The organism is Sinorhizobium sp. KGO-5, from assembly GCF_036245905.1.
Classification (GTDB): domain Bacteria; phylum Pseudomonadota; class Alphaproteobacteria; order Rhizobiales; family Rhizobiaceae; genus Sinorhizobium; species Sinorhizobium meliloti_A.
The window spans coordinates 421,135-444,290 of sequence record NZ_BDIZ01000004.1 but is presented as its reverse complement, the minus strand read 5'-3'; the positions used below and the strand labels follow the sequence as shown (position 1 = coordinate 444,290).

Annotated in this window: 21 protein-coding genes and 1 tRNA gene; 6 read left to right on the top strand and 16 right to left on the bottom strand. The window is 61.7% G+C overall.

The window, feature by feature from the left end:
• The first annotated feature begins 48 nt into the window (after positions 1-48).
• Positions 49-125, top strand: a tRNA-Met gene (locus BHD07_RS20505).
• 93 nt (positions 126-218) lie between these two features.
• On the opposite strand, the gene BHD07_RS20500 is transcribed toward BHD07_RS20505, so the two are convergent.
• A complete protein-coding gene (locus BHD07_RS20500; protein WP_100671967.1) occupies positions 219-1,184 on the bottom strand; it encodes an MBL fold metallo-hydrolase in 966 nt (321 codons plus the stop codon).
• A 105-nt stretch (positions 1,185-1,289) separates the two neighbouring features.
• Between BHD07_RS20500 and BHD07_RS20495 the strand changes: the two genes are divergently transcribed.
• The 3 genes from BHD07_RS20495 to BHD07_RS20485 all read left to right on the top strand — a co-directional run bounded on the left by BHD07_RS20495 (position 1,290) and on the right by BHD07_RS20485 (position 3,133).
• Complete coding sequence (locus tag BHD07_RS20495; RefSeq protein ID WP_198516706.1) at positions 1,290-2,270, top strand: LysR family transcriptional regulator; 981 nt, start codon at positions 1,290-1,292, stop codon at positions 2,268-2,270.
• A gap of 244 nt (positions 2,271-2,514) precedes the next feature.
• Positions 2,515-2,811, top strand: coding sequence for a type II toxin-antitoxin system RelE/ParE family toxin (locus BHD07_RS20490; RefSeq protein ID WP_100671965.1), 297 nt, complete (start codon positions 2,515-2,517; stop codon positions 2,809-2,811).
• Between the two features lie 13 nt (positions 2,812-2,824).
• Positions 2,825-3,133, top strand: coding sequence for a HigA family addiction module antitoxin (locus BHD07_RS20485; RefSeq protein ID WP_100671964.1), 309 nt, complete (start codon positions 2,825-2,827; stop codon positions 3,131-3,133).
• A gap of 427 nt (positions 3,134-3,560) precedes the next feature.
• Here BHD07_RS20485 and BHD07_RS20480 read toward each other — a convergent pair whose 3' ends face one another.
• Together BHD07_RS20480 and BHD07_RS20475 are read right to left on the bottom strand one after the other, a co-directional pair.
• The gene (locus BHD07_RS20480; RefSeq protein ID WP_100671963.1) at positions 3,561-4,286 is read right to left on the bottom strand and encodes an aspartate/glutamate racemase family protein; all 726 of its coding nucleotides are present in this window, start codon (positions 4,284-4,286) and stop codon (positions 3,561-3,563) included.
• Positions 4,287-4,317: 31 nt separating this feature from the next.
• Positions 4,318-4,941, bottom strand: a complete 624-nt coding sequence (locus BHD07_RS20475) for a flavin reductase family protein (protein WP_018095871.1) — start codon at positions 4,939-4,941, stop codon at positions 4,318-4,320.
• A gap of 134 nt (positions 4,942-5,075) precedes the next feature.
• Here BHD07_RS20475 and BHD07_RS20470 point away from each other — a divergent pair, with 134 nt between their 5' ends.
• Entirely contained in the window at positions 5,076-5,753 is a 678-nt protein-coding gene (locus BHD07_RS20470) for a GntR family transcriptional regulator (protein WP_018095870.1), read from the top strand.
• A gap of 80 nt (positions 5,754-5,833) precedes the next feature.
• On the opposite strand, the gene BHD07_RS20465 is transcribed toward BHD07_RS20470, so the two are convergent.
• From BHD07_RS20465 to BHD07_RS20425, 9 genes are all read right to left on the bottom strand, one after another.
• A complete protein-coding gene (locus BHD07_RS20465) occupies positions 5,834-6,838 on the bottom strand; it encodes an ABC transporter ATP-binding protein (RefSeq protein ID WP_100671962.1) in 1,005 nt (334 codons plus the stop codon).
• Positions 6,835-7,818, bottom strand: coding sequence for an ABC transporter ATP-binding protein (locus BHD07_RS20460; protein WP_018095868.1), 984 nt, complete (start codon positions 7,816-7,818; stop codon positions 6,835-6,837). Before BHD07_RS20460 ends, BHD07_RS20465 begins: the two co-directional genes overlap by 4 nt.
• Complete coding sequence (locus tag BHD07_RS20455) at positions 7,811-9,304, bottom strand: amidohydrolase family protein (protein WP_100671961.1); 1,494 nt, start codon at positions 9,302-9,304, stop codon at positions 7,811-7,813. The genes BHD07_RS20460 and BHD07_RS20455 overlap by 8 nt, the downstream gene beginning before the upstream one ends.
• A complete protein-coding gene (locus tag BHD07_RS20450) occupies positions 9,304-10,497 on the bottom strand; it encodes an amidohydrolase family protein (RefSeq protein WP_100671960.1) in 1,194 nt (397 codons plus the stop codon). Before BHD07_RS20450 ends, BHD07_RS20455 begins: the two co-directional genes overlap by 1 nt.
• A 5-nt stretch (positions 10,498-10,502) precedes the next feature.
• A complete protein-coding gene (locus BHD07_RS20445) occupies positions 10,503-11,453 on the bottom strand; it encodes an ABC transporter permease (RefSeq protein WP_100671959.1) in 951 nt (316 codons plus the stop codon).
• 34 nt (positions 11,454-11,487) lie between these two features.
• Positions 11,488-12,456 carry an ABC transporter permease gene (locus tag BHD07_RS20440; RefSeq protein WP_018095864.1) on the bottom strand — a complete coding sequence of 323 codons (969 nt, stop codon included), beginning with the start codon at positions 12,454-12,456 and terminating at the stop codon, positions 11,488-11,490.
• A gap of 53 nt (positions 12,457-12,509) precedes the next feature.
• A complete protein-coding gene (locus tag BHD07_RS20435) occupies positions 12,510-14,072 on the bottom strand; it encodes an ABC transporter substrate-binding protein (RefSeq protein WP_018095863.1) in 1,563 nt (520 codons plus the stop codon).
• A gap of 278 nt (positions 14,073-14,350) precedes the next feature.
• A complete protein-coding gene (locus BHD07_RS20430) occupies positions 14,351-15,841 on the bottom strand; it encodes an amidohydrolase family protein (protein WP_100671958.1) in 1,491 nt (496 codons plus the stop codon).
• Between the two features lie 79 nt (positions 15,842-15,920).
• Entirely contained in the window at positions 15,921-17,501 is a 1,581-nt protein-coding gene (locus tag BHD07_RS20425) for an ABC transporter substrate-binding protein (protein WP_100671957.1), read from the bottom strand.
• Positions 17,502-17,690: 189 nt separating this feature from the next.
• On the opposite strand from BHD07_RS20425, the gene BHD07_RS20420 reads away from it, so the two are divergent.
• Positions 17,691-19,166, top strand: coding sequence for an amidohydrolase family protein (locus tag BHD07_RS20420; protein WP_100671956.1), 1,476 nt, complete (start codon positions 17,691-17,693; stop codon positions 19,164-19,166).
• 63 nt (positions 19,167-19,229) lie between these two features.
• Here the strand turns inward: BHD07_RS20420 and BHD07_RS20415 are convergent, their stop codons facing one another.
• The 4 genes from BHD07_RS20415 to BHD07_RS20400 are packed head-to-tail and all read right to left on the bottom strand — an operon-like array spanning position 19,230 to position 23,155.
• Positions 19,230-20,543, bottom strand: coding sequence for an aspartate aminotransferase family protein (locus BHD07_RS20415; protein ID WP_100671955.1), 1,314 nt, complete (start codon positions 20,541-20,543; stop codon positions 19,230-19,232).
• Between the two features lie 14 nt (positions 20,544-20,557).
• Positions 20,558-21,226 (bottom strand): cysteine hydrolase family protein, encoded by a 669-nt coding sequence (locus tag BHD07_RS20410; protein ID WP_018095858.1) that lies wholly within the window; start codon positions 21,224-21,226, stop codon positions 20,558-20,560.
• On the bottom strand, positions 21,223-22,251 hold the full coding sequence (locus BHD07_RS20405) for a branched-chain amino acid ABC transporter permease (protein WP_338282872.1): 1,029 nt from the start codon (positions 22,249-22,251) through the stop codon (positions 21,223-21,225). The genes BHD07_RS20410 and BHD07_RS20405 overlap by 4 nt, the downstream gene beginning before the upstream one ends.
• A gap of 13 nt (positions 22,252-22,264) precedes the next feature.
• Entirely contained in the window at positions 22,265-23,155 is an 891-nt protein-coding gene (locus tag BHD07_RS20400) for a branched-chain amino acid ABC transporter permease (RefSeq protein ID WP_018095856.1), read from the bottom strand.
• Position 23,156 lies beyond the last annotated feature (1 nt).

Below are 23,156 nucleotides of genomic sequence, written 5' to 3'. Positions count from 1 at the left end.
CAAAACTCGGACGGAATAACGAGATTTTGCTGCGCAAAACTCGGATAACGCGGGGTGGAGCAGCCCGGTAGCTCGTCAGGCTCATAACCTGAAGGCCGCAGGTTCAAATCCTGCCCCCGCAACCAAACACATATACATACACATACACACGAAAAGGCCCGCATCAGCGGGCCTTTTCGTGTTTGGGGGGAGGTCGAGCACGATTTCCTCTCACTGGATCAGAACTGCCAATCGGCCGGAACCCAGGCATAGCCGGCGTCCGTCTTGAGCATTCGGCCAAGGCCCGGGAACGGATAGTGGAAGCCGAGCACGAGGAGCCGGTCTGCCGCCGCCATGTCGAAGATGCGGCGGCGGGATGCGAGTGCGGTGTCCTTGTCGCGATCTGGCCCGGGCAACCAGGGCCGGTCGACATTGACGATCGGGTGGTAGGCGAGATCGGCGGTCAGTAGGAGCTGATCGTTCCCGGATTGAACAAGGAAGTTCGCCATGCCCGGCGTGTGGCCGGATGCTGGAAGCGTGGTCAGCCCGGTAACGATCTCCGCGCCGGCTTCGTACAACTCGATTCCCTTGGTGACGGGTTCAACGCTCCGCTTGATAGCCGCTGCGAAATTGCGGCGAAAGTCCTCGGGCACCGGCATGTAGGAAAGATCCGGAACGTTACGGACGAAGAAGTCCCAATCGGCATGAGGCGCAAAGACGGCAGCCCGCGGAAATGCCTTGCCGCCCTCCGCTGTTCGAAGGTTGCCGACATGGTCCGGGTGCGTGTGCGAGACCACCACAACGTCTATGTCCTCCGGCCGTAAACCAACCGCGGCCAGGTTCTCGAAGATGCGACCGCCTTGCGGACCCATGGTTTGCCCGGCTCCGGCTTCGAGAAGGATCCGCTTGCCATTCGTCTCGAGAAGAAGCGTGTTGAGATTCAGCGTCAGCCGGTCGGTCGGCAGGAAGGCGCGCCTCAGAACGTCCTGCAGCTCTGCCTCTGGCGCATTGCTGGCGTAGATGCGGGGAGGGCCGCCGATCAGCCCGTCGCTCAGCACGGTCGCCGAGATGTCGCCGACGCGGAAGCGGTAATAGCCGGCATTTCCCCCCTGAGGCGGAAGCGACGCGGCGGGGGCTGCCCGCGCAGAGGCCGCCATCCCGGTCGGCAAGATCATTCCCGTGACCGCCGATGCGGCTGTCAGCATGATCTTCCTACGATTCAAAGTAATTTCACTCATGCTTTTGATCCGTTCGAATAGCTGATCTCAGGTGCTGCATCTGGTGCCGCCGTCTGGCGACTTCTTCTAGGGATGACACAGGTTGGACGTGAGGATAAGCTAATCAAAACCGATCAGCTTATTAAGCAGGGCTTTGCAATGCGGCCACTACGCCTCGACAGCTTGGAGATCTTTGAGGACGTCGTGCGCTGTGGTGGCTTTAGAGCCGCCGCGCTTGGCAGGGGTGTTTCGTCGTCCGCCATCAGTCAATCGATCAGCGTGCTCGAAGAAGCGCTGGGGATCCGGCTTCTGAACCGAACGACACGCAGCGTCGCGCCTACTGAAGCGGGCGAGCGGCTTCTCGAGCGGCTAAGGCCCGCTCTTTACGAAATCAGAACAGCGGTCGACGACCTCAATCAGCTTCGCGAGCGCCCATCAGGCACCGTGCGGATCAACGCACCGGGACCGGCCGCCGACCACGTTCTGTGCCCTCTGACCTTTGAGTTCATGAAAATTTATCCCGACGTCAATGTCGAGATCGTCAGCGATGCTGCGATCATCGATATCGTGGAGCAAGGTTTCGACGCCGGGGTGCGCTTCGGGAACCAGCTCGCCCAGGACATGATCGCCATGCCCCTCGGTCCGGCCTTGCGATATGCGATCGTGGCCTCGCCTGACTATCTTCGCAAATGCGGCCGACCCGGCTCACCAGGCGATCTCTTACAGCACGACTGTATTCGCCGCCGCTTCCCCGGCGGGACCATGGTGACGTGGAAATTTGCGCGTGACGGCGACGAAGTGGAAATCACCCCGAAAGGTCGGTTGACATTGAGTTCAGCGCATCAGGAGCTCCAGGCCGCGCTCGCGGGATCGGGAATCGCTCACCTGTTCGAGGATTATGTCCGTGACGATGTCGAACAAGGCAGACTTATTGAGTTGCTCTGCGACTGGAAGCAGAAGCTGCCGAGTTGGTATCTGTATTATCCGAGCCGGCGACATACGAGCGCGGCCGTGCGGGCTTTCCTCGAATTCATCCGCAATCAGAGATGGTATCCCGATCGCAAGGAAAGATGAAAGCAGCCCCGCAACAAGAGACATAAGAGCCGCAAAAGGCCTTTTCGGCGCCGGGTAAGGAGCGGCGAGCTCACCTCGAAAAAATGTCAGCGATGGTCGGTTCTCTAAAGCCTGTTGAGATTCGGGCCGCCCGCCGCCGCTTGTTTGATTTCCTCGTTCCTGTGATGCGCACAAGCATCTGACAGGATTAACTTTGCGCTATGAGTTATAGTGCGGTACATTACCTCCGCGGTGGAGATGAGGAATGATCGTTGGTTTTCGGGATGATTGGTTGCGGGCTTTTTTCGTGGACGATGCCCATTCTCGCAACATCCCGTCGGATATTGAGGTCCGGTTGTTCCGCAAACTCCAGATGATCGATGATGCCGCGACAGATCAGGACTTACGTGTGCCGCCCAGCAATTCCTTCGAGAAACTGCGCGGCAATCTGGCGGGTTTCCATTCGATCCGTGTGAACCAGCAATGGCGGCTGATCTTCCGCTGGGATGGCGAACGCGGCGAGGCGGACGGGATTTACCTGGACGATCACAGCTACCGATGAGAGCGAGGCAGATATGCTGACGACCAAGCGCAAGCCGGCGACTGTCGGCGAGATTTTAACCGAGGAATTCATGGAGCCGATGGGTCTGACGCAGGGCGCATTAGCCGAGGCGATGGGCGTGCAACGCAAGCACGTCAACGAGTTATGCGGGAACCGCAGGAACGTGACCGCCGCAACCGCACTCATTCTCGCCCGCGTTTTTGGCAACAGCCCGGACTTCTGGCTCAACGTGCAGCGTCGCAACGATCTTTGGGAGGTAATGAACACGCCCAAGGAACGCGAGCGTGTCGAGCGAGCGCGACCGTTGAAGCACGCGGCATGAGCTGCATTAGGGGAACCGCACTCGTCACGGGGATGAGAGTAGAGAGGGTGCGGTCCCTCGGCGCGCTTCGTAAACCGTGAAGACAGCGAGGCGGCGCGGAAGCTCCCGCCCGTATACATCGTCCCGCTTCGCTTCGATGCGAGATGTAGACGTAACCTTTCATTGCGTCGCAGGTCGGCCGTCCCCTCGCATATTCGCAATTGGAGATTGTAATCGCCCACATATCCCCGGTCCCTCATTCCTGTGCTCGTCACAGGAATCCAGCCAGGCCAAGTCCTTGGGCTGGAAAGACTCTTCCGCGCCGCAGACGCGGCGCTGCTGGATCCCTGTGACGGAGCACAGGGATGAGGAAAAAGGAGAGGGTGCAGTCCTCCGAAAACTTTCCTACAGCGCCGCGCGTCCTATGATAAGCGCACCTGGAAGTGCTTTAAGCGCAAACCTTGTGACTGGTCGCCGTTTTAACTCGGGGATAGGCGTAAGCGTTGAGCTTGGAAGTCGTGTATCCTGCGCCAAGCAGCGCTTCGGCCATCTTTACTGCAGCAGTCACTCCATCGATTACCGGCACTCCCGTCGCTCTCTGGAGGCGGGCACACAAGGATGACATTCCCGCACAGCCAAGGACGATCGCTTCGGCACCATCCTCGGCTTTGGCAATCTCGATTTCCTTGAGCAGCAGCCGCTCGGCTTTTTGCGGATCTTCCTCGAGGGCAAGGACCGGAAGATCGATAGCACGGACTTTCCGGCAATGACGCTCGGCGCCGTAATCGCTGACCAGATCCTCAATGATCGGAACCGAGCGCGGAAGCGTCGTTATGACGGTGAAGCGACGGCTGATCGTCATGGCCACCTGTACCGCAGCCTGGCAAATACCGATCACGGGGCCTTTGGCGACTTCGCGCGCGGCATGCAGTCCGGGGTCGTCGAAACACGCTATGACATAGGCGTCGACGCCCTGCGCTTCCCCCTGGCGGATCTCCGCCAGCATTCCCGGAACCGACATGGCTTCATCTGCACCACCTTCAATACTGGCCGGGGTATCGGTCGGATTGGAGGCGGAGACGTGCGTATGGGCATGTTTGACCAGCAAGGCGCTTTCGAGCGCTTGCGCGGTCATGGAGGCTGTAGAATTGGGATTGATGAGATGAATATGCATGATGAAATTCTCGGTTGCCTCTCATTGACGCCTATTTCTTTTTGACGAAATCGGCGATCGGCGGGGCCTTCAAAACGAACTGGCGGTCTGACGTGATGTAATTGTCGGCATGAAGCCGGGCGATCGGCTGGTAACGTTCCGGGTCCACATAATGACCGTCGGCGTCGAGGCAGTCGCGGCGCACATGCATGTGCACTACCTCGCCCAGTACGAGGGTGCGGCGGGGATAGTCGATCAGGCGCTCGACGCGGCACTCGAAGATGCACGGCGCCTCCTCGGCATAGGCAACATCGATCTTGCGGCACCGGGCGGCTTTCAATCCGGCCATTTCGAGCTCGTCGACCTCGCTGTCGAAGCCAAGGCCGCAGATCAACATCTGTTGAGACAACGCCATATCGACCATGCTGATGGCAAATTCACCGGAGCGGCGAATATTGACCATCGTGTCCTTCGGCTCACCGGTTAAACGCGGCTGGATGCCCAGGACGACGATGGCCGGATCATGTGAAAACACGTTGAAGAAACTCATCGGCGCAGCATTGCTATGTCCGCTCTCGGAGCGGGTCGTCACGAGCGCGATCGGGCGCGGGCCGATGAAATTCGTCAGCAGCCGATAGCGGCTTTGCGGCTCAATTTCTTCGAAGTCGAATTCCATCGCGGTCCCAAAATGTCGGTCTTATGATCTACAATAAGCTTTCATATTGTAGACAATATTGCAAGCCATTTGAATCCGCGAGTTGACTTTTTCACGCGCTTGGCGATTGTCTGTTTCAGCAAGGAGAACAGGGTATGCGCGAACAAGCCGCGATGTCGGTCGAGCAGATTGTCGAAAGGGTATGGCTTTCCATCGCTGAACGGCGATTGCGTCCTGGCGTGCAACTCAAAGAAGAACAGCTGGCCTCGATTTTTCACGTCAGTCGCGCACGTGTTCGTCAGGCGCTGACCGTTCTCGCACGCGACGGCCTCGTAACGATCATTCCCAATCGCGGTGCTTTCGTTTGCAAGCCGTCGGTGGAAGAGGCTCGCGACGTGTTTTTCGTTCGCCAGGCGGTGGAGAGATGCGTCGTGGAGCGGCTCTGCAGTTCGATGTCGAAGGATAGCGTGAAGCGGCTCCGCGATCATGTCAAAAATGAGCGGATCGCCAATGCCGAAGACAGCACCACGGATATCATCAAGCTTTCCGGCGGCTTCCATCTTTTGCTGGCCGAACTGACCGGGTCGGATTTCCTGTTTACGACAATGCGCGACCTTATCGCCCGCAGTTCGCTGATTACGGCCGTTTACCGGAACACCACGCGCTTCAATTGCGGCCCCGACGAACATGCCGACATCGTCAAGGCGATTGCGGCGAAAGAAGCCCAGAGAGCCGTCCATCTCATGTCGCATCATCTGGAACATGTGGAATCCGAGCTCGACTTGAGCGAGATACGGGACTTTTCGCACGATCTGCGCGCAGCACTGGCTTGAAACGGCCGACCGCCGGCATTGTGATCTATTCCAAGACGTCGAGAGGCGGGACGCGGGCGGAAAACCGCACAGACTTTTCCTCATCCCGCTTCAGGTAAACGTTCCGCGATCACGTCCTCTGCCAGATGACAGGCTACCCGGGTGCCGTTTTGCAAGACCCGCACCGTAGGCACTTCTTTGGAGCAGCGCGCCGTGGCGATCGGGCAACGCGGGTGGAAGGCGCAGCCGGAAGGCGGTTTCAGCGGGCTCGGCACTTCGCCGCTGGCCGGCTCGCGGTTGCGGTTCGGTGCCTCGATGTTCGGAATCGTCTGCAGCAGGAGCCGCGTGTAGGGATGGCGCGGCTGAGCGAACAACTCTTCCGTGTCGCCTTCCTCGACGATACGGCCCAGATACATCACCGCAATGCGGTCCGACATTTGGCGAACGACGCTCAAGTCATGGCTGATGAAGAGATAGGTAAGCCCCAACTCGTCCTGCAAACGGCGCATCAGGTTCAACACCTGCGCCTGCACCGACACGTCGAGCGCCGAGGTCGGCTCGTCGCAGACCAGAAATTCGGGTTCGCTCGCCAGCGCGCGGGCGATCGAGATACGCTGGCGCTGTCCGCCTGAAAATTCGTGCGGGAACTTTTCGCCATCGGATGGCGAGAGCCCGACAATGCCCAGAAGCTCTTCGACGCGCTCCGTCACCTCGGCCGCGGTCTTGCGCAGCTTCAGTTCGCGCAGCGGTTCGGCGATGATGTTCTTCACCCGCCAGCGCGGATTGAGCGAAGCGTAAGGGTCCTGAAAGATCATCTGCGCCGAAAGCGGCGCGCCGCTCCTGCCGGGCGCAAAGCGCATTTCGCCGCTCGTCGGACGATGCAGGCCGGTGACGAGGCGCGCAACGGTGGATTTTCCGCAACCGCTCTCGCCGACAATGCTGAGACAGCCGCCGGCGGGAACGGTAAAGCTGATATCGTTCACGGCCTGCAGATACTGTCGGGGCTTGCGCTCCACTACCCTGTTGAGCCAGGGAGCGGACACGTCGAATGTCTTGACCAGCCGGTCGACGGTCAGAGCCGGGGTCTTTTGCAAAGGTTTGGTCATGCGGTGCCTCCTGCGCTCAGCCAGCAGGCGCTTGCACTCTGGCCGGCAAAAACGAGTTCCGGGCGTTCGCGCCGGCAGCGCGGCCCCGCCATCTTGCAGCGCGGATTGAAGGCGCAGCCCTCTGGTATCGCGTCCAGCCGCGGCATGGAGCCGTCGATCTGGTTGAGCCTCTCGACACGCGCGCCGAGCGACGGAATCGAAGCCATCAGACCCTGCGTATAGGGATGGCGCGGCTGGTGCAGCACCTGTTCGACAGCCCCGATCTCGATCAGCCTTCCGGCATACATGACCGCGATGCGGTCGGCAGCTTCCGCGATCACGCCCATGTCGTGCGTGACGAGCATGACGGCGGCCTGCTTCTCCTTGCACAATTTGCGCAGGAGCGAGATGATCTGCGCCTGGATCGACACGTCGAGCGCCGTCGTCGGTTCGTCGGCGATGACGAGTTTCGGCGAGGCTGCAAGCGCCAGCGCAATCACGACACGCTGGCGCATGCCGCCCGAGAACTGATGCGGATACTGATTGACCCGCTCCTCCGGCGAGGGAATGCCGACATCGCGCAGCAACTGCACGGCGCGGGCGCGGGCTTCAGCCTTACCGAGACCGAGGTGCCGGCGAATGGTTTCGACGAGCTGTGCGCCAACCGAAAACAGCGGATTGAGAGAGGTAAGCGGATCCTGGAAAATCGCACCGATCTCGCGGCCGCGGATCTTTTCCATGGCGCGATCGTCGAGCGTATCGATGCGACGCTTGCCGAGCCAGACCTCGCCGCCGGCGATATGGCCCGGCGCTTCGAGCAGGCCTTGAATGGCGAGCCCGGTCATGGACTTGCCTGCGCCGGACTCGCCGACGACGCCGAGAATCTCACCCGGCCGGATCGACAGGCTGACGTCCGACAGCGCGGTCACCGTGCCGCGACGGCCCGGAAAATCCACACGCAGATTGCGAACTTCAATGACTGGTTCCTGGATGTCACCCATTTGCGGCCCCCTCTATCGGATAGCTGGGCGGGAAGATTGCGGCGACCGGAGGATTGTTCCAGCTCCGCTCGGGATATTTGGCGATCAGCCCGTCATATTGAGCCTGCGCCTGAATGCGCGCCTCTTGCATGTCGAAGCCGGCGAGCTGGCGATCCAGCATGGAGACGCGGCCATCGACGAAGACCGCCTGCGTGATCTTGCCAGACCCCCCGGTGACGATCGTGGTGATCGGATCGATGGACGGAGCCATGACGGTGTCGTCGAGGCGGAAGACCGCGATATCTGCACGGGCCCCCGGTGACAGATGGCCGAGATCGGAACGGCCCAGTGCCTTCGCGCCGCCAATCGTCGCCGCATCGAACAGGTCGGCAGAACGCAGGCGGTCGGGTGCGCCGTCGGCGATGCGGCCCGTGATAAGGCCCGTAAGCAGGTTCATCAGCATGTCGGGCGGTGTCGTATCCGTCCCCATGGCGACATTGATCCCGCGCCTGACGCAGGCGGAGAAGGAGTTGAGGATCGAGCCGCCACGGCCCGAAACCAGCGGACAATGGACGATGGAAACGCCATTCGCCGCGTAAAGACCGAGATCCTCGTCCGTGGCGTTGGTGGCATGCGGCGCGATGAGGCGGTCGCTCAACAGACCGTGCTTTGCAAGCCAGCTCGGTGCGGTCGAGCCGTGCAGCATCCGCACCGTCTCCACTTCCATCGCGCCCTGTGCCATGTGCAGCCGGAATTTGCAGCCGAGATCGCGGGCGGCGGCATCGGTGCGCTGCAAAAGCTTGATCGTCGAGGTCTCGACACGGTCCGGCGCCAGCATGCCGCGCACCAGATCGCCATGGCTGCCATTCTGGCGTTCAATATAGGAAATGGCGTCGTTCAGACCCTGAAAGCCGCGCTCCTCATCGAAGACAGGCACCATCTTGCCCGGTGCTTCCAGCACCATGCCGCCCGAACGGTAGGCGGGGCTGAGATAGACACGCAGACCCAGTTCGCCGGCGGCTTGCGCAGCCGCATCGAACTCGGCGACCGTTTCACCCCATTCACGGTAAAACAGCGACGCAATGGGAGCGGCAGTGGTGATGCCGTTCAACAGCAGCTGGCCGAAAGCGAACCGCTTCTGAAAGGCCAGCGCCTCCTGCGTGTACATTTCATAAGGACCAGCTTCGACATAGGAACGCGGCCAGACGCGGCCCTTTGCCCAACCGGGATGATTGTCGATGCCGAGGATCGTCGTATCGAGATCCGACAGTGCGTCGAGATCGATCAGTCCAGGGCTGATCAAGGCATCGCCGAAGTCGATTCGGCGGGCCACTTCGCCGGGGAAACGGTGCCCGACGAATAGGATCTCGCCGTTCTCGAAAACGACCTCGCCATTGCGCAGAAGCCGGTGGCTGCCGTCTTTATGTCCGACCACCCAGCCGGCGGTGATCAGTGTGCGCCCATCCGGACGACGGCCGAGCGGAAGAGTATCGAATGTCTCGCTCATTACGGCATCTCCACCACAGCGACGCCCTGACGGGCCGTGACGCGACCGCCCTTGACGACCAGCGGACGCGGAGCGACGTCCACCACCGCATGCGCCAGCGTTTCACCGGTCAGCAGGGTGAAATCGGCATTGCAACCGACCTCGAGGCCGTAATTTTCCAGGCGCATGACATCCGCACCGCCCTGCGAGACGATGTGCAGCACATGTTCCAGATCGTGATCCGAGCGCACGCCGTTCTTCATCCCGATGACCTTGGCGCGATCGAGCATGTCCGGCTGACCCCACGGACCCCAGGTGTCACGGATGCCGTCACAGCCGCCGCCGATGCGCACGCCCGCTTCCTTCAGGCGCTTGATCGACGGCACTGTGGCCGAAGGCGCACCTGTCGTGAGGATGGCGACATCCAGAATGGCGAGCTGTTCGATCAGCTGGCCGACGCGCAGATAATCGTTCATGCCGAGCGCAAAGGCATGGCTGATCGCCACCTTGCCTTCCATGCCGTTGGCGCGGATGCGCTCGAAGATGAGTTCCATGGTGAAGGCGCCGAGATCGCCCGTCTCATGCAGGTGAATGTCGATCGGCACGCCATGCTTTGTGGCGAGCGCGAACAGAATGTCGAGCTGTCCCTTCGGATCGCGGTCGATGCCGCACGGATCGATGCCGCCCAGCACTTCGCAGCCCTGACGCAGCGCCTCGTCGAGCAGCTCCTTCGTGCCGGGCATGACCATCAGGCCCGACTGCGGGAACGCGACGATTTCGATGTCGATGACGCCCTTGAGTTTTTCGCGCGTTTGCCAGACGCCCTCCACCAGCGACAGGCCGTGGACCGGATCTATGTCGACATGGCTGCGGATATGGGTTGCGCCATGAGCCGCCAGACCGATCGCATGGCGCATCGACTGACGATGCGGATCTATGCCGATGTCCAGACGGTGCTCGCGCTCGAAATCGATGCGCTCGCGCAGGATCGCGGCGCGGTTGTTGACATGCCACGGCATGCCCCAGGTGGTCTTGTCGAGATGGGTATGCGCATCGATCAGGCCGGGCGCGACGATGGCGTTGCCGCCGTCTTCCACGGCCATTCCCGGTTCAGCCTCAAAACGCCCGAAACCGGCAATCTTTCCGTCCCTGATCAGGACATCGCAGGATTCTCCTGCCATCGGCCGGACATTGCGGAGCAAAAGGTCGTTCATAAGGCTTACCTCAGTTTCGGATTGAGAGCATCACGCAGCCAGTCGCCGAGCATGTTGACGGCCACGACCAGCAGGCAGAGCTGAATGACTGGGAAGAGCACGATCCACCAGGATCCGGAAAACAGGAACTGATTGCCGATGCGGATCAGCGTTCCCAGAGACGGCTGGCTCGGCGGCATGCCGATGCCGAGGAACGAAAGCGTGGCTTCGGTGAGGATCGCCATGCCGAAGTTGAGCGTGGCCGCCACCATGATCGGCGTCAGCGTGTTGGGCAGGATATGATTGGCCATGATGCGCCGGGCAGGGACGCCGATCAGCCGCGCCGCCGACACGTAGTCCTTTCCGGCTTCGACGATGGCCTGCGCGCGAACCGTGCGGGCATATTGCACCCAGGCGGATAGGGCGATGGCGAGGATGAGCACCGCAGACGCCCCGACCTCTCGCAGGCTGACGGGCAGCATCTGACGCACGACCGTCGAGACGAGAATGGCGACGAGGATGGTCGGAATGGACAGCGTGATGTCGCCGAAGCGCATCAGCAGATTGTCGATGAACCCGCCGAAGTAGCCGGCGATCAGCCCCGCGCTCATGCCGATCAGCAGGGAGAGCGCCACCGAGGCGATGCCGATGACGATGGAAATGCGCGTCCCGTAGAGAATGGCCGACAGCATGTCGCGGCCCTGCGTGTCGGTGCCGAGAAGATAGGGCCATTCTCCGCCTTCCTCCCATACCGGCGGCAGTTCGGCCTTCCACATGTCGAGCGCTGCGCCGTCATAGGGGTTCTGCGGTGCGATCAGCGGTGCGACCAGTGCCGTCAGGATCAGGATCGCCAGCAACGCGGCGCTGAACATCGCCGTCTTGCTATGGGTGAACGACCACCACAAATCGCTTTGGCGGATACGCTGGAAAAGCGATGGACGGGTGACGGGCGGAGTTTGAGAAGTCTGGATACGCATCGGTCTTGGCCCCACAGTCGGTTCAACGGGCGTTTCAGCGGGCTGTACGCAAGCGGGGATCGATTACCGCATAGGCAATGTCCACCAGCGTGTTGAGCACGACGAAGATGAAGGAAATGATGCAGAGATAGGCCGCCATCACCGGAATATCGAGGAAGGTCACGGCCTGGATGAAGAGCATGCCCATGCCTGGCCACTGGAACACGGTTTCGGTGATGAGCGCGAAGGCAATCAGCGAACCGACATTCATCGCGGTCATGGTCACGACCGGCATCAGGCAGTTGCGCAGCGCATGGCGGAAATAGATGCGCCAGCGCGGAATGCCTCGGGCGCGGGCAAATTTCACGTAATCAGATCGCAGCACTTCCAGCATTTCAGCGCGGACAAGACGCATGACCAGCGTGACCTGATAAAGCGACAGAGCGACGGACGGCAGCAGGATCGCCGCGCGGCCCGAAGGCGTCAGGAGCCCCGTCGACCAGAAGCCAAGCTGCACGACATCGCCGCGACCGAAAGCCGGGAGCCAGCCGAACGTAACCGAGAAGACGAGGATCAGCAGGATGCCGACGACGAAGCTCGGCAGCGAGACCCCGACAATGGAGATAAACTGCAGGCCCTCCGTATACCATTTGCCGCGCTTGATCGCGGTCAGCACGCCGAGGGGCAGGCCGAGCAGCAGGGAGATCAGCGTGGCAACCAGCACCAGCTCCAGGGTCGCCGGAAAGCGTTCGGCGATCAGGCTCAGCACGTCCTGGCCGTTGCGGTAGGAGATGCCGAAATTGCCCTGCGCGGCGTTGACCACGAACCGGGTATATTGTGTCATCAGGCCATCGTTGAGGCCCAGCCGTTCGCGCAGATTATCGCGGTCGGTCTGCGTCATCTGCTCGTTGGCCATCATCTCGACGGGATCGCCCGCCAGCCGGAAAATCAGAAAGGCCAGCAAAGCGACGGCCAACATCACCATGACGGCGTTTGCCAGGCGCTTTATGATAAAAACCAGCATAGGAATTCCTCGGTCACAGGACGCTCCGGGAGTCCCGGAGCGTCGTGGATGAATTATTCGGCAAACTGCGTCAGCCAGTGGCGCGGCTTGTTGTCCGGCAGCTGCACGATCTTTTCGATCTTGTTCGACATGACCCAGGCCATCGGCTGCTGGTGCAAGGGCAGCATCACGATCTCGTCCTTCACCATTTGCAGCGCCTTGCTTTGCAGCGTCAGGCGCTTGGTGCGGTCCATTTCGGTCGACGCCTGCACGATCAGCTTATCGATCTCCGGATAGCTCCAGCCGCCCCAGTTGAAGACGCCGGCATTGGCCGTCTTCGTCTGAATCATCTGGAGAAGGATCGAATAGCTGTCGAGCATCGGTTCCGTGGCCCAGCCGATCAGATAGACGTCGGCCTTGCCGCTCGTACGCTTCGGCGCCTGTGCGGCGGTGGGGGCAATGTCGAGCTGCGGTTTGAAGCCTGCGCGGCTCAGCAGGTTCACCAGCCCCTGGCAAAGCTCTTCCTCGTTCACATAGGCGTCGGTCGTGCAAACCAGCGTGAACGGATAGTCCGAAGCGCCAGCCTCGGCCAGAAGCTTCTTCGAGAGGGCAGGATCGAATGCCAGCGTCGTGTCCAGCTCGGGAGCGTAACCCGGAATTTCCGGCGCGACCACCGCGCCTGCCGTGCGCGACTTTCCGCGCATGACGCGCTGCTGGATCAGATCCCGGTCGAGCGCATGGGCAAAAGCCTGACGCACGCGCAGGTCGTTGAACTTGTTCTCCGAACCGTTCGCGAGTTCCGGCTTGCGGTTGAAGCCGACCATGACGGTACGCAGATCGGTGCGCTCCATGACCTTCAGGTCGGGCTGCGCCTGCAGCCGCGGCAGATCCTGCGACGGTGCGTTTTCCGTGAAGTTGACTTCGCCGGAAAGGAGCGCGGCGACGCGCGTCGCCGCCGAGGTGATCGGCGTGAACTCGATGCGGTCGATGTTGGACTTGGAGGTCTTGTCCCACCAGTCCGGGTTCTTCACGAGGACCGTCTTGGAATCCGGGACCCGGCTTTCCAGCTTGAACGGACCGGTGCCGTTGGTGTGATAGGTGGCGTAGCCTTCGATCTTCGCGCCGACATCGGTCGGCTTTTCCGAATTGTTGGTCTTCAGCCAGCCGGCGTCGAAGACGTGGATGTTGGTGAGGTCGTTGAGAAGCAGCGGATAGGGCCCGCTCAGCTCGATATCGATCGTATGGTCGTCCACCTTCTTGGAGGACTTGTAGGCCGGCAGATTGCCGCGAAGCGGCGAAACCGGATCGCTGACGCGCTTCAGGGATGCGAGCACGTCGTCGGCAGTGAAATCCGCGCCATCGTGGAATTTCACGCCTTTGCGCAAGTGAAAGCGCCAGACCGTATCGGAAACGGTTTCCCAGGATTCGGCAAGGGCCGGTTCGATCTTCAGATTGGCGTCGTAGCGCACCAATCCTTCATAGACGTGATTGAGAAAGGACAGCGTATAGCTGTCGCCATAGGAATAGGGATCAAGCGAGTAGATATCGCGCGCCGCTCCCCATTTCAGCGTTTCGGCATGGCCGGACAAGGTCAGGCCCATCAGCATCGTGGCCGCGAGGCCAAGTTTCTTCATCATATGTTTGCTCCGCTTCTGGAAATTTGCGCCTCCTTTTCGGAGGTCTGTTGTCATGCACTGCCGCATCCGTCGACGGTTGCGGTATTCTCAAATGCTTGCGCCGGATGGGCGCACACCGGGGTTGGGTGTGATTTTCCTCCATACGATATGACCTGCCTCCCAGGTCATATGAGGACAGTATGGCGATCGGCAAAAAGTTGTCAACGTGATTGTAGACAATATTTGTCCTATCGGCCCTGTCGGATATGTCGACAAAATGCTCGGTTCCAGGTGAGTCCCTACTGGACCTTCCATACCGGATAGCTCGGCTGGAAGATTTTCCCGACGGGCGGATGCTGCCAACTGCGATCCGGATATTTGGCAATCAGGCCGTCATATTGTTGCTGCGCCCGCTCGCGCGCCGCAATCATGTCGATGCCGGCGACCTTGCCGTCCAGCATCGATAACCGCCCGTCGACAAACACGGCCTGCGTCACCTTGCCGGAACCCCCGACGACCAGTGTGGTGACCGGATCGACGCTCGGGGTCATATGGACATCGTCGAGACGGAAGACGGCGATATCCGCTTTGGCGCCGGCGGCGAGCCGCCCGAGGTCGCTGCGACCCAGCGCTTTCGCGCCGCCGCGCGTGGCGGCATCGAACAGATCTCTGGAGAATACCGCATCCGCAGCCTTCTCGCCGATACGGCAGGCGATCAGCCCGACCAGCAGGTTCATCAACATGTCGGGTGGCGCGGTGTCGGTAGCCATGCCGATATTGATGCCGAGCCTGCGGCAGGCGGCGAAAGAATTGAGAATGCTGCCCATGCGCGCCGAGACCAGCGGCGAATGCGCGATCGAAACGCCATGTTGCGCGTAAAGCTGCAGATCCTGTGGCGAGGCGTAGGTTCCATGCGGCGCGATCAGCCTTTCGCTCATGAGCCCATGATCCGCCAGCCATTGCGGCGCGGAAACGCCATGCAGTCTGCGCATGGTGTCGAGTTCCAGATTGCCCTGCGCCATATGAATTCTGACGCGGCAATCGAGATCGCGCGCCGCGGCCATGGTGCGCTGCAACAGCGGCAATGTGCAGGTTTCGATACGGTCCGGCGCCAGCATTCCGTTGACCAGGCCGTTATGGCGGCCATGGTTGCGCTCGATGAAATCGATCGCGTCCGCAAGGCCTTGCAGTCCCCGCGCCTCATCGAATACCGGCTCGATACGCCCCGGACCCTCCAGGATCATCCCACCGGAGCGATAGGCGGGGCTTAGAAAGACCCTGAGCCCGAGATCGCCCGCCGCGTCGGCCGCAGCTTCGAATTCCGCGACGGTCTCGGCCCATTGGCGATAGTAGAGCGACGCGATGGGCGCGGCGGTGGTGATGCCGTTCAACAGCAGGAGGCCGAAACCGAACCGCTTCTGGAACGCCAGCTCCTCCGCGGAATACATCTCATAGGGTCCGCTCTCCACATAGGAGCGCGGCCAGATGCGCCCTTTGGCCCAACCGGGCTGGTTGTCATGGACGAGCAGGTAGGTATCGAGATCGGACAGGGCGTCGAGGTCGATCAGGCCGGGGCTGACCAGCGCCGAACCGAAATCGATGCGGCGCGCCACGTCCCCCTCGAAACGCGGCCCGGCATAAAGCACCTCGTTTCGCTCGACGACGATTTCGCCGTCGGGGATCAGGGCGTGGCCGCCATCGCGCCAGGCGAGCACCCATTGTGCGGTTATCAGCGTTCGCCCCTCGGTCCGCTCACCCAGAACGAGTTGGCTGGAAAGATCAGGTTTCATGGGATTTTCGATCCTGCTGCATATCAAAAGAGCGCCTCACCGGGGTGAAACGCTCTGATTGCGGGCCGGAAGGTCAGGCCTATTCGGCCATTTGCGTATGCCAGTGGCGCGGCTTGTTGTCGGCACGGAAATCCACGCTCTTGACCTTGTCCAGCATGCCCCAGGCGATCGGCTGCTGGTGAAGCGGGATCAGGATCGCCCTGTCCTTGGCGATTTTCAGCGCCTGTTCTTCCAGCGCGAGACGCTTGGCGGTGTCAGGTTCCTGTGCCGCCTTCTTCACCAGATCGTCGAGTTCCGGATAGGACCAGCCGCCATAGTTGGACACGCCCGTCGAGCCGCTGCGCGTGGAGAGAACCTGAGAGAGCAGCGAATAGGCATCGAGCGTCGGTTCGTTTGCCCAGCTCAGATTGAACATGTCGGCCTTGCCATTGGTGCGCTTCGGCTGCTGCACGGCGCGCGGGCCCATGTCGATGGTGGGCTGGAAGCCGGCACGCTTGAGCATGTTTGCAATGCCCGAGCAGATGTCTTCCTCGTTGATGCTCTCGTCGTTCATGCACAGATAGGTAAAGGCGAGATCCTTCTGGCCGGCCTCTTCGAGCAGCTTCTGGGCAAGCTTGGAATCGGCAGGCTGATAAGTGTCGAGCGACTTCGCATAGCCGGCGATTTCCGGTGCTATGAGCGAGCCGGAAGGGCGCGCCAGCCCGCGCATGATCTTCTTGTTGATGAGATCGCGGTCGATGCTTGCTTCCACTGCCTGGCGCACGCGAAGGTCCAGGAACGGGTTCGGACGCCCGTCTTCGAGCTTCTCCTTGCCGTTGAAGCCGATGAAAACCGTGCGCAATTCCGTGCGCTTGCTTACGGTGATACCCGGCGAGGATTCCAGACGGGGAAGATCCTGAATGGGGGCGGAATCGAGCAGATCGATTTCGTTGGAAAGAAGCGCTGCTACACGCGTTGCCGCCGACGAGATCGGAATATACTCGATCCGGTCCAGATTGTGCTTCTTCTGATCCCACCACTGATCGTTGACGAGGAGAACGGTCTTGCTGTCCGGGACGCGGCTTTCCAGCTTGAACGGGCCTGTGCCGTTCGTGTTGTGCGTGGCGTAATTCTCGGTGTTGGACGCAATATCGGTCGGCTTTTCTGCGTTGTTGTCCTTCAGCCATTTGGCGCTGAACATGAAGATATTGGTCATGTCGTTCAGGAACAGCGCGGTCGGTGCCGAAACCTCGATATCGACCGTGAAATCATCGACCTTCTTGACGCCGACATAGAGCGGAATGTTGCCGCGCAGGGGCGAAGTCGGGTCCGAAACGCGGTTCATCGAGGCGACCACGTCGTCGGCCGTGAAATCCGCTCCGTCGTGGAATTTCACGCCTTTGCGCAGGGTGAAACGCCAGTGTTTGCTGTCGATCAGCTTCCACTCGGTGGCGAGCGCCGGCTCGATCTCGAAGTTCGGGCCATAACGGATCAGACCTTCATAGATGTGGTTCAGGAACGCCAGATTGGATGTCGAGGGAACGGAATCCGGGTCGAGCGAATAGATATCTGCCCGGCTGCCCCAGCGCAGCGTGGCGGCGCTTGCCGAAGTGGCCAGCACCGGCGCGGCAATAGCCGCTGCGGCCAGCGCCGATATCAGAAACCTGTTTAAACGCGACATGAACTTCCCCTTATGACGGTCGATAGAGTGGTTGGCCCGAATTTTTCGGCAGTATCATAATCGATTGTTTTATTGTCAACGATATTGTTGGCAATTATGAATCAGAACATCGACAGTTCGGAATGACATTACGGGGCGCGGAAACCACGCATCGAATAACGCCAACGGCATTTTCAAGGGGAATAGGAAATGGATGGGCTCCTGCTGCTTCACGGGACGATCGTCACCGTCGACGAGACACGGCGGATCATCGAGGACGGTGCGCTGGCAATCGAGAAGGACAGGATTGTCGACATCGGCACGTCGCAAGCGCTGGCTCCTCGTCATGCCGGAAAGAAAGTGATCGACTGCCGGGGCAAGATGATCATCCCCGGGCTGATCGATGCTCATGGGCATGCGGGTCATGCGCTTATCCGCAGCATCGGCGCCGACACCAATTCGCTGTGGATGCGCATCGTGACGCCGACCTACTATCACTATGTCACCCGCGATTACTGGTATGCGGATGGCCTCGTCTCAGGCCTGGAAAGACTTCGTGCGGGCGTGACCACCTCGGCCAGCATCATCACATCGATGCCGCGCAGCGACGATCCGGTATTCGCCATCAATCATGCTCGCGCCTATTCGGAACTCGGGCTTCGCGAGATCATCTGCGTTGGCCCAGCGGGTCTGCCCTGGCCGCAATCGGTCACGCGGTGGGAAAGCGGCAAGCCGGAGCGCCGCAGCGTCTCCTTCGAGGAGATGATCGAGGGCGCCGAAGCCGTCATCGAAAGCCTGAACGGAACCGCCGACGGGCGCATCAAAGTCTTCCTGACGCCATTCACGATCGTGCCTTCGGTCGAACCGTCGAACGCCTCGACGCCGGACTTTGCCGTCAATCTGACCGAAAACGACCGGATGCAGGCGCGGCGCATCCGTGAAACCGCGCGCAAATGGGGCGTGCGCATCCATTCCGATGCCTTCGCCGGACAGATACGCATGGCCTGGCAGGACAAGGAAAATGCGCTGCTGGGCCCCGATGTGCACCTCCAGCATTGCTGGGGAATATCCCACGAAGAGATCGACATCCTGGCCGAAACCGGCACCCATGTCACCCACGCGCCACCCGGACGCTCCACGCCGATCATGGAGATGATGGCCCGGGGCGTGCCGGTCGCGATCACTTCGGACGGCGCGGCTCCGAGCCGTCATTTCGATATGCTCCAGATCGCGCGCAGCGCCCAAGCCACCCAGCACATCCTACACAATCACGACCGCTATATCCTGCCGCCGGGCAAGGTCTTCGAGATGATCACCATCGATGCGGCCGGCGCCATCGGCATGGGTCACGAGATCGGTTCGCTCGAGGCGGGCAAGAAGGCGGATATCGTCATCATCGACATGCGCAAGCCGCATCTGACGCCCAACTGGATGCCGGTTCACCGGCTGATCCACCAGGTTCTCGGCAGCGATGTCGATACGGTGATCGTCGACGGCAGGATCATCATGGAGGAGGGCAGGGTACTGACCGCCGACATGTATGAGGCGCTGGCTTTCGGTGAAGCCGAAGCAAAGGCGCTCGTGGAGCGGGCCGGTCTGCACGCTCACATGCACGATCCCGGCTGGAAGCAATTACATCGCACGTTTCAAAGGCCTGTTCCGCTACCGCCCGTGCCGGAGCATTGAACTCACGCAGCTGATTGGAGACCTGGAAGCCCGCAATGCGTCCATGAAAGGCCAGCGACGCCGTTACCAGCCCGCGAAATCTCCAAGCAAGGCCTCATCGATGCGTCCGGCGGCCACATCGGCGAGCGCCTGGTCGAGCAGAGCGACACCCGCCTCGGCCTCCGCCTGCGTCAATGTCAGCGGAGGCGTGAGTTCGAGCACGTTGGACCGCACGCCGACATAGTAAAGTACGAGGCCGAGTTGGAAGGCGCGGTAGACGGTCAGCGCCGCCTGACGCGAAGCCGGTTCGCGGCTGGCGGGATCGGTCACAAGCTCGACGCCGAGGGCTAGGCCGCGGCCACGCACATCGCCGATCAGCGCATGGCCGGCGGCAAGGCGGTCAAGCGCGGCGCGCAGCGCCTTGCCGCTTCTTTCCGCATTCAGGACGAGGTGGTCGCGCTCGATCGTCTGCAGCACGGCCAGCGCGGCGGCCGCGCAGACGGGATTGCCGTGCACGGTCTGCAGCGCGAAGGCAACGCTGTGATTCATGATGGCTTCCGGACCGACCACCGCAGAAATCGGCAGGCCGCCGCCAAGGCCCTTGCCGAAGACGACGATGTCCGGTTCGATACCGGAATGCTCGAAGGCGTTGAAGCGGCCGCTCCGGCCGAGGCCGACCTTCACTTCGTCCGATACGATCAGAATGCCGTGCCTGCGGCAGAGCGCTTCCACCGCCTTGAAGAATCCGTCCGGCGGCACCAGCATGCCGCCGTCCGACTGGATCGGTTCGATGAAGAACGCTGCGACCTCTTCCGGCGGCACTTCGGTCGCGAAGAGCCGCTCGAGGCGGGCGAACGCGGCGTCGCTTGCAACCTCGGGGCTGCCGGCGGCATAGCTGTTCGGATAGGGCACGAGCGTCAGGCCCTGTGCCCGACTGCCCTGTTGTGCCGGATGGCCGGAAACGCCCATGGAGCCGATGGTGCCGCCGTGATAGGCCCCGTGGAACGCTAGAATGCGCGGCCGGCCGGTGGCGGCGACGACCATGCGGGCGACCGTCTCATTGGCGTCGGAGCCGGAATGGCCGAACCAGACGCGGCCGCGGGCGCGCTCAGGCACGAGCGAAAGCAGCTTTTCGGCGAGCAGCACGCAAGCCTCGTTGGCCGATGAAAGATAGCTCGCGCCCGCCTGATCGGAGAGCGCGCGGCCCACCGCTTCACGGATCGCCGGATGAGAGTGGCCGAGGCTCGCCGCGCCCCAGGAGGCGGAGAAATCGAGAAGCTGCCGCCCGTCGTCGGCGGTCAGATAAGCGCCGCTGCCCCCGACGACCGCCTGCGGAAAAAACCGCAGATGCGCCATTTTCGAAACCGAGCGGCTTTCGCGGGCGTAGAGATCGGGCAAGCAGGCAATCTCCTCTATTTGAAAAAGGTGAGAACCTCTTCGAGCGAGACGACATGGCAGTAGATCATGTTGATGATCTCCAGTTCCCGCCGGTGCAGATCGTCCGTCGCCGCGGCGCCGCAGTCGTCGACGACGACCACGCCGAAACTTTCATCCGCCAGGCTGCGCACGGTCGAGGAGACGCACTGGTCGGTGAAGATGCCGCAGCAGATGACGTCCTTGATGCCCATATTGTGCAGGACGAGGCGAAGGTTCGTACCGGTCAGCGCGCTGTCTGTCGTCTTCGTGACGACGATCTCGTCGCTGCGCGGCTCCAGTTCCGGAACGATCTGGCCCTCGGGCAGTTCCTTCGGCAGGAGCAGGTAATTGAAGCCGGGCTTCTTCTGGCTCAGCGAGCGGTCGCGCCCGTCCGGCTTCAGGCAGGCGATGCGGGCGAAGATGACCTCCACCTTGCGCTTGCGGCATTCGTCGATCAGCCGCGCCGTGTTCGGTATCACCGTCTTGCGCATACGCTCGTAGAAAGGCTGCCAGCGGGCGGTTTCCTCAGGCGTATCCTTCGGGTCGAGATAGGTGTTCTGGATGTCGATGACCAGCAGCGCCGTCGTCGCCGGATCGAGCACGATGTCGTCCGGCTCCTCGGCACCGGCATAGTAGAAAGATCGGTAGGCGGTCTTCCAGCTCATGCAATTGTCTCCTTCTTGCGGCGGGCGCGGGTGAGGATGTGGCCTATCTCGCGGTTCGGGAAGAGACCGCCCGGCTTGACGATCATTACCGCGATCATGGCGAGCGCGAGGACGATTTCCGTGAGGCCGACGACCTGGCCGGCGCCCAAGGCGGTGGCGTTGAGCGCGCCTTCCGTGCCGCGCAGCCCCTCATAGGCGAAGGTGACGAGAATCGTGCCGGCCACCGCGCCCGTCACCGTGTTGGCGCCGCCGATCACCAGCATTGTGATGATGAGGAACGTCTCCTTCAGATAGAAGGCCTTCGGCGCGAACGAGGTGATGAAATGTCCCCACAGCGCCCCGCCGATGCCGGCGATGAACGCGGCGAGGATGAAGGCGCGCCAGCGCAGGTGCGGAATGTCGGCGCCGAGGGCAGCAGCGGCGACCTCGTCCTCCCGCGAGGCGCGCAGCAGCTTGCCTGTCCGCGATTCCTTGAAGGCAAGCGCCACGACCACCACGATCGCCGCGACGACGGCGGCGATCGGCATGTCCGTCGTCTTCGGCAGGCCGAAGAGCGTGCGCGGGCCGTTGGTGAAGGCGCTCCAGTTGTTCATGACCGTGTAGAGCACGACGAGCAGCGCGAAGGAGGTGATCACCGACGCCGCATCCGAAAGCCGCATCAGCGGATAGGCGACGACGGCCGCGACGACGGCGGCCAGCACGCCCGCCGCGAGCATGGCGAGGAGCGGCGAAACTTCCACGACCTTCATGAAATCGTAGAGATCCGGCAGCGCCATGCCCTTCATCTGAGCCGGGATGGTGAGCACGGCGGACGTGTAGGCGCCGAGGCCCATGAAGCCGATATGGGCGAAGGAGAGCAGGCCCGAATTGCCCATGAAGGTCTGCAGGCCGATGACCAGCACGAGCGAGATCAGCAGGTTGGTGGCGATACGGTCATAGAGGCGGATGCCGAGGAGCTGGCTTCCGACGGCGATGATGGCGATGACGCCGATGAGGATGAGGGCGGTGAAATAGGAGTGTTTCATGGTCGCGCCCCCCTCAGGTCCGCTGTCCGCTCGCCGGACCCCTGATGAGGCCGTCGGGGCGCCAGAGCAGGATCAGGATGACGAGGCTGAAGGTGAAGGCGTCGCGGAATTTCAGCAGATCCTGCGACAGGGTGTAGTTGAGCGTGGTGTCGATGAGCGCGAGCAGGAAACCCCCGACAACGGCGCCGGGCAGGCTCCGCATGCCGCCGATGACCGTGGCGATGAAGGCGACGAGCAGCGGCTCCAGGCCGATGCCCGGAACGACGGTGCCGATGCGGCCGATCCAGAGAATGCCGACGACGCCGGCGAGGAAGCCGGAAAGGGCGAAGGCGGACGAGATGATGAGGTTCGCCGGCACCCCCAGCATGCGCGCCATGGTGAAGTTCGTCGCCGCTGCGCGCATCGCGATGCCGAGCGTCGTCCTGCGCATCAGGAAGGCGACGCCGGCGAGCAGTGCGATGGAGGCGGCGATGGTGATGAGGTTGCGGACCGGGGTGATCGCACCGGCGATCGAGACAGTCTGCGAGAAGATGTCCGGCAGCGGCACGTTGCGTGGTCGCGGCGAGATGAACAGCAGCGCCGCATTCTGCAGCAGGTTGGAGAAGGCGAAGGAGGTAATCAGCACCGCCGTCACCGATTTGGCCCGCACCGGACGGAAGGCGGCGTAGTCGGTGATGATGCCGAAGAGGATCGCCATACCGACGGCGAGCACCGCCATGACGAGCCAGGGCAGGCCCGAGCCGCTGGCGAGAAACATCGTATAGCCGGCCACCATGATGAGTTCGCCATAGGCGAAGTTCACGAGGCGAAGGATCCCGTAGATGATCACGAGGCCGAGTGCCATCAGCGCATAGGCGCCGCCGAGGCTGAGGACGTCGATGACGAACTGGATCGCGAAAGCCATG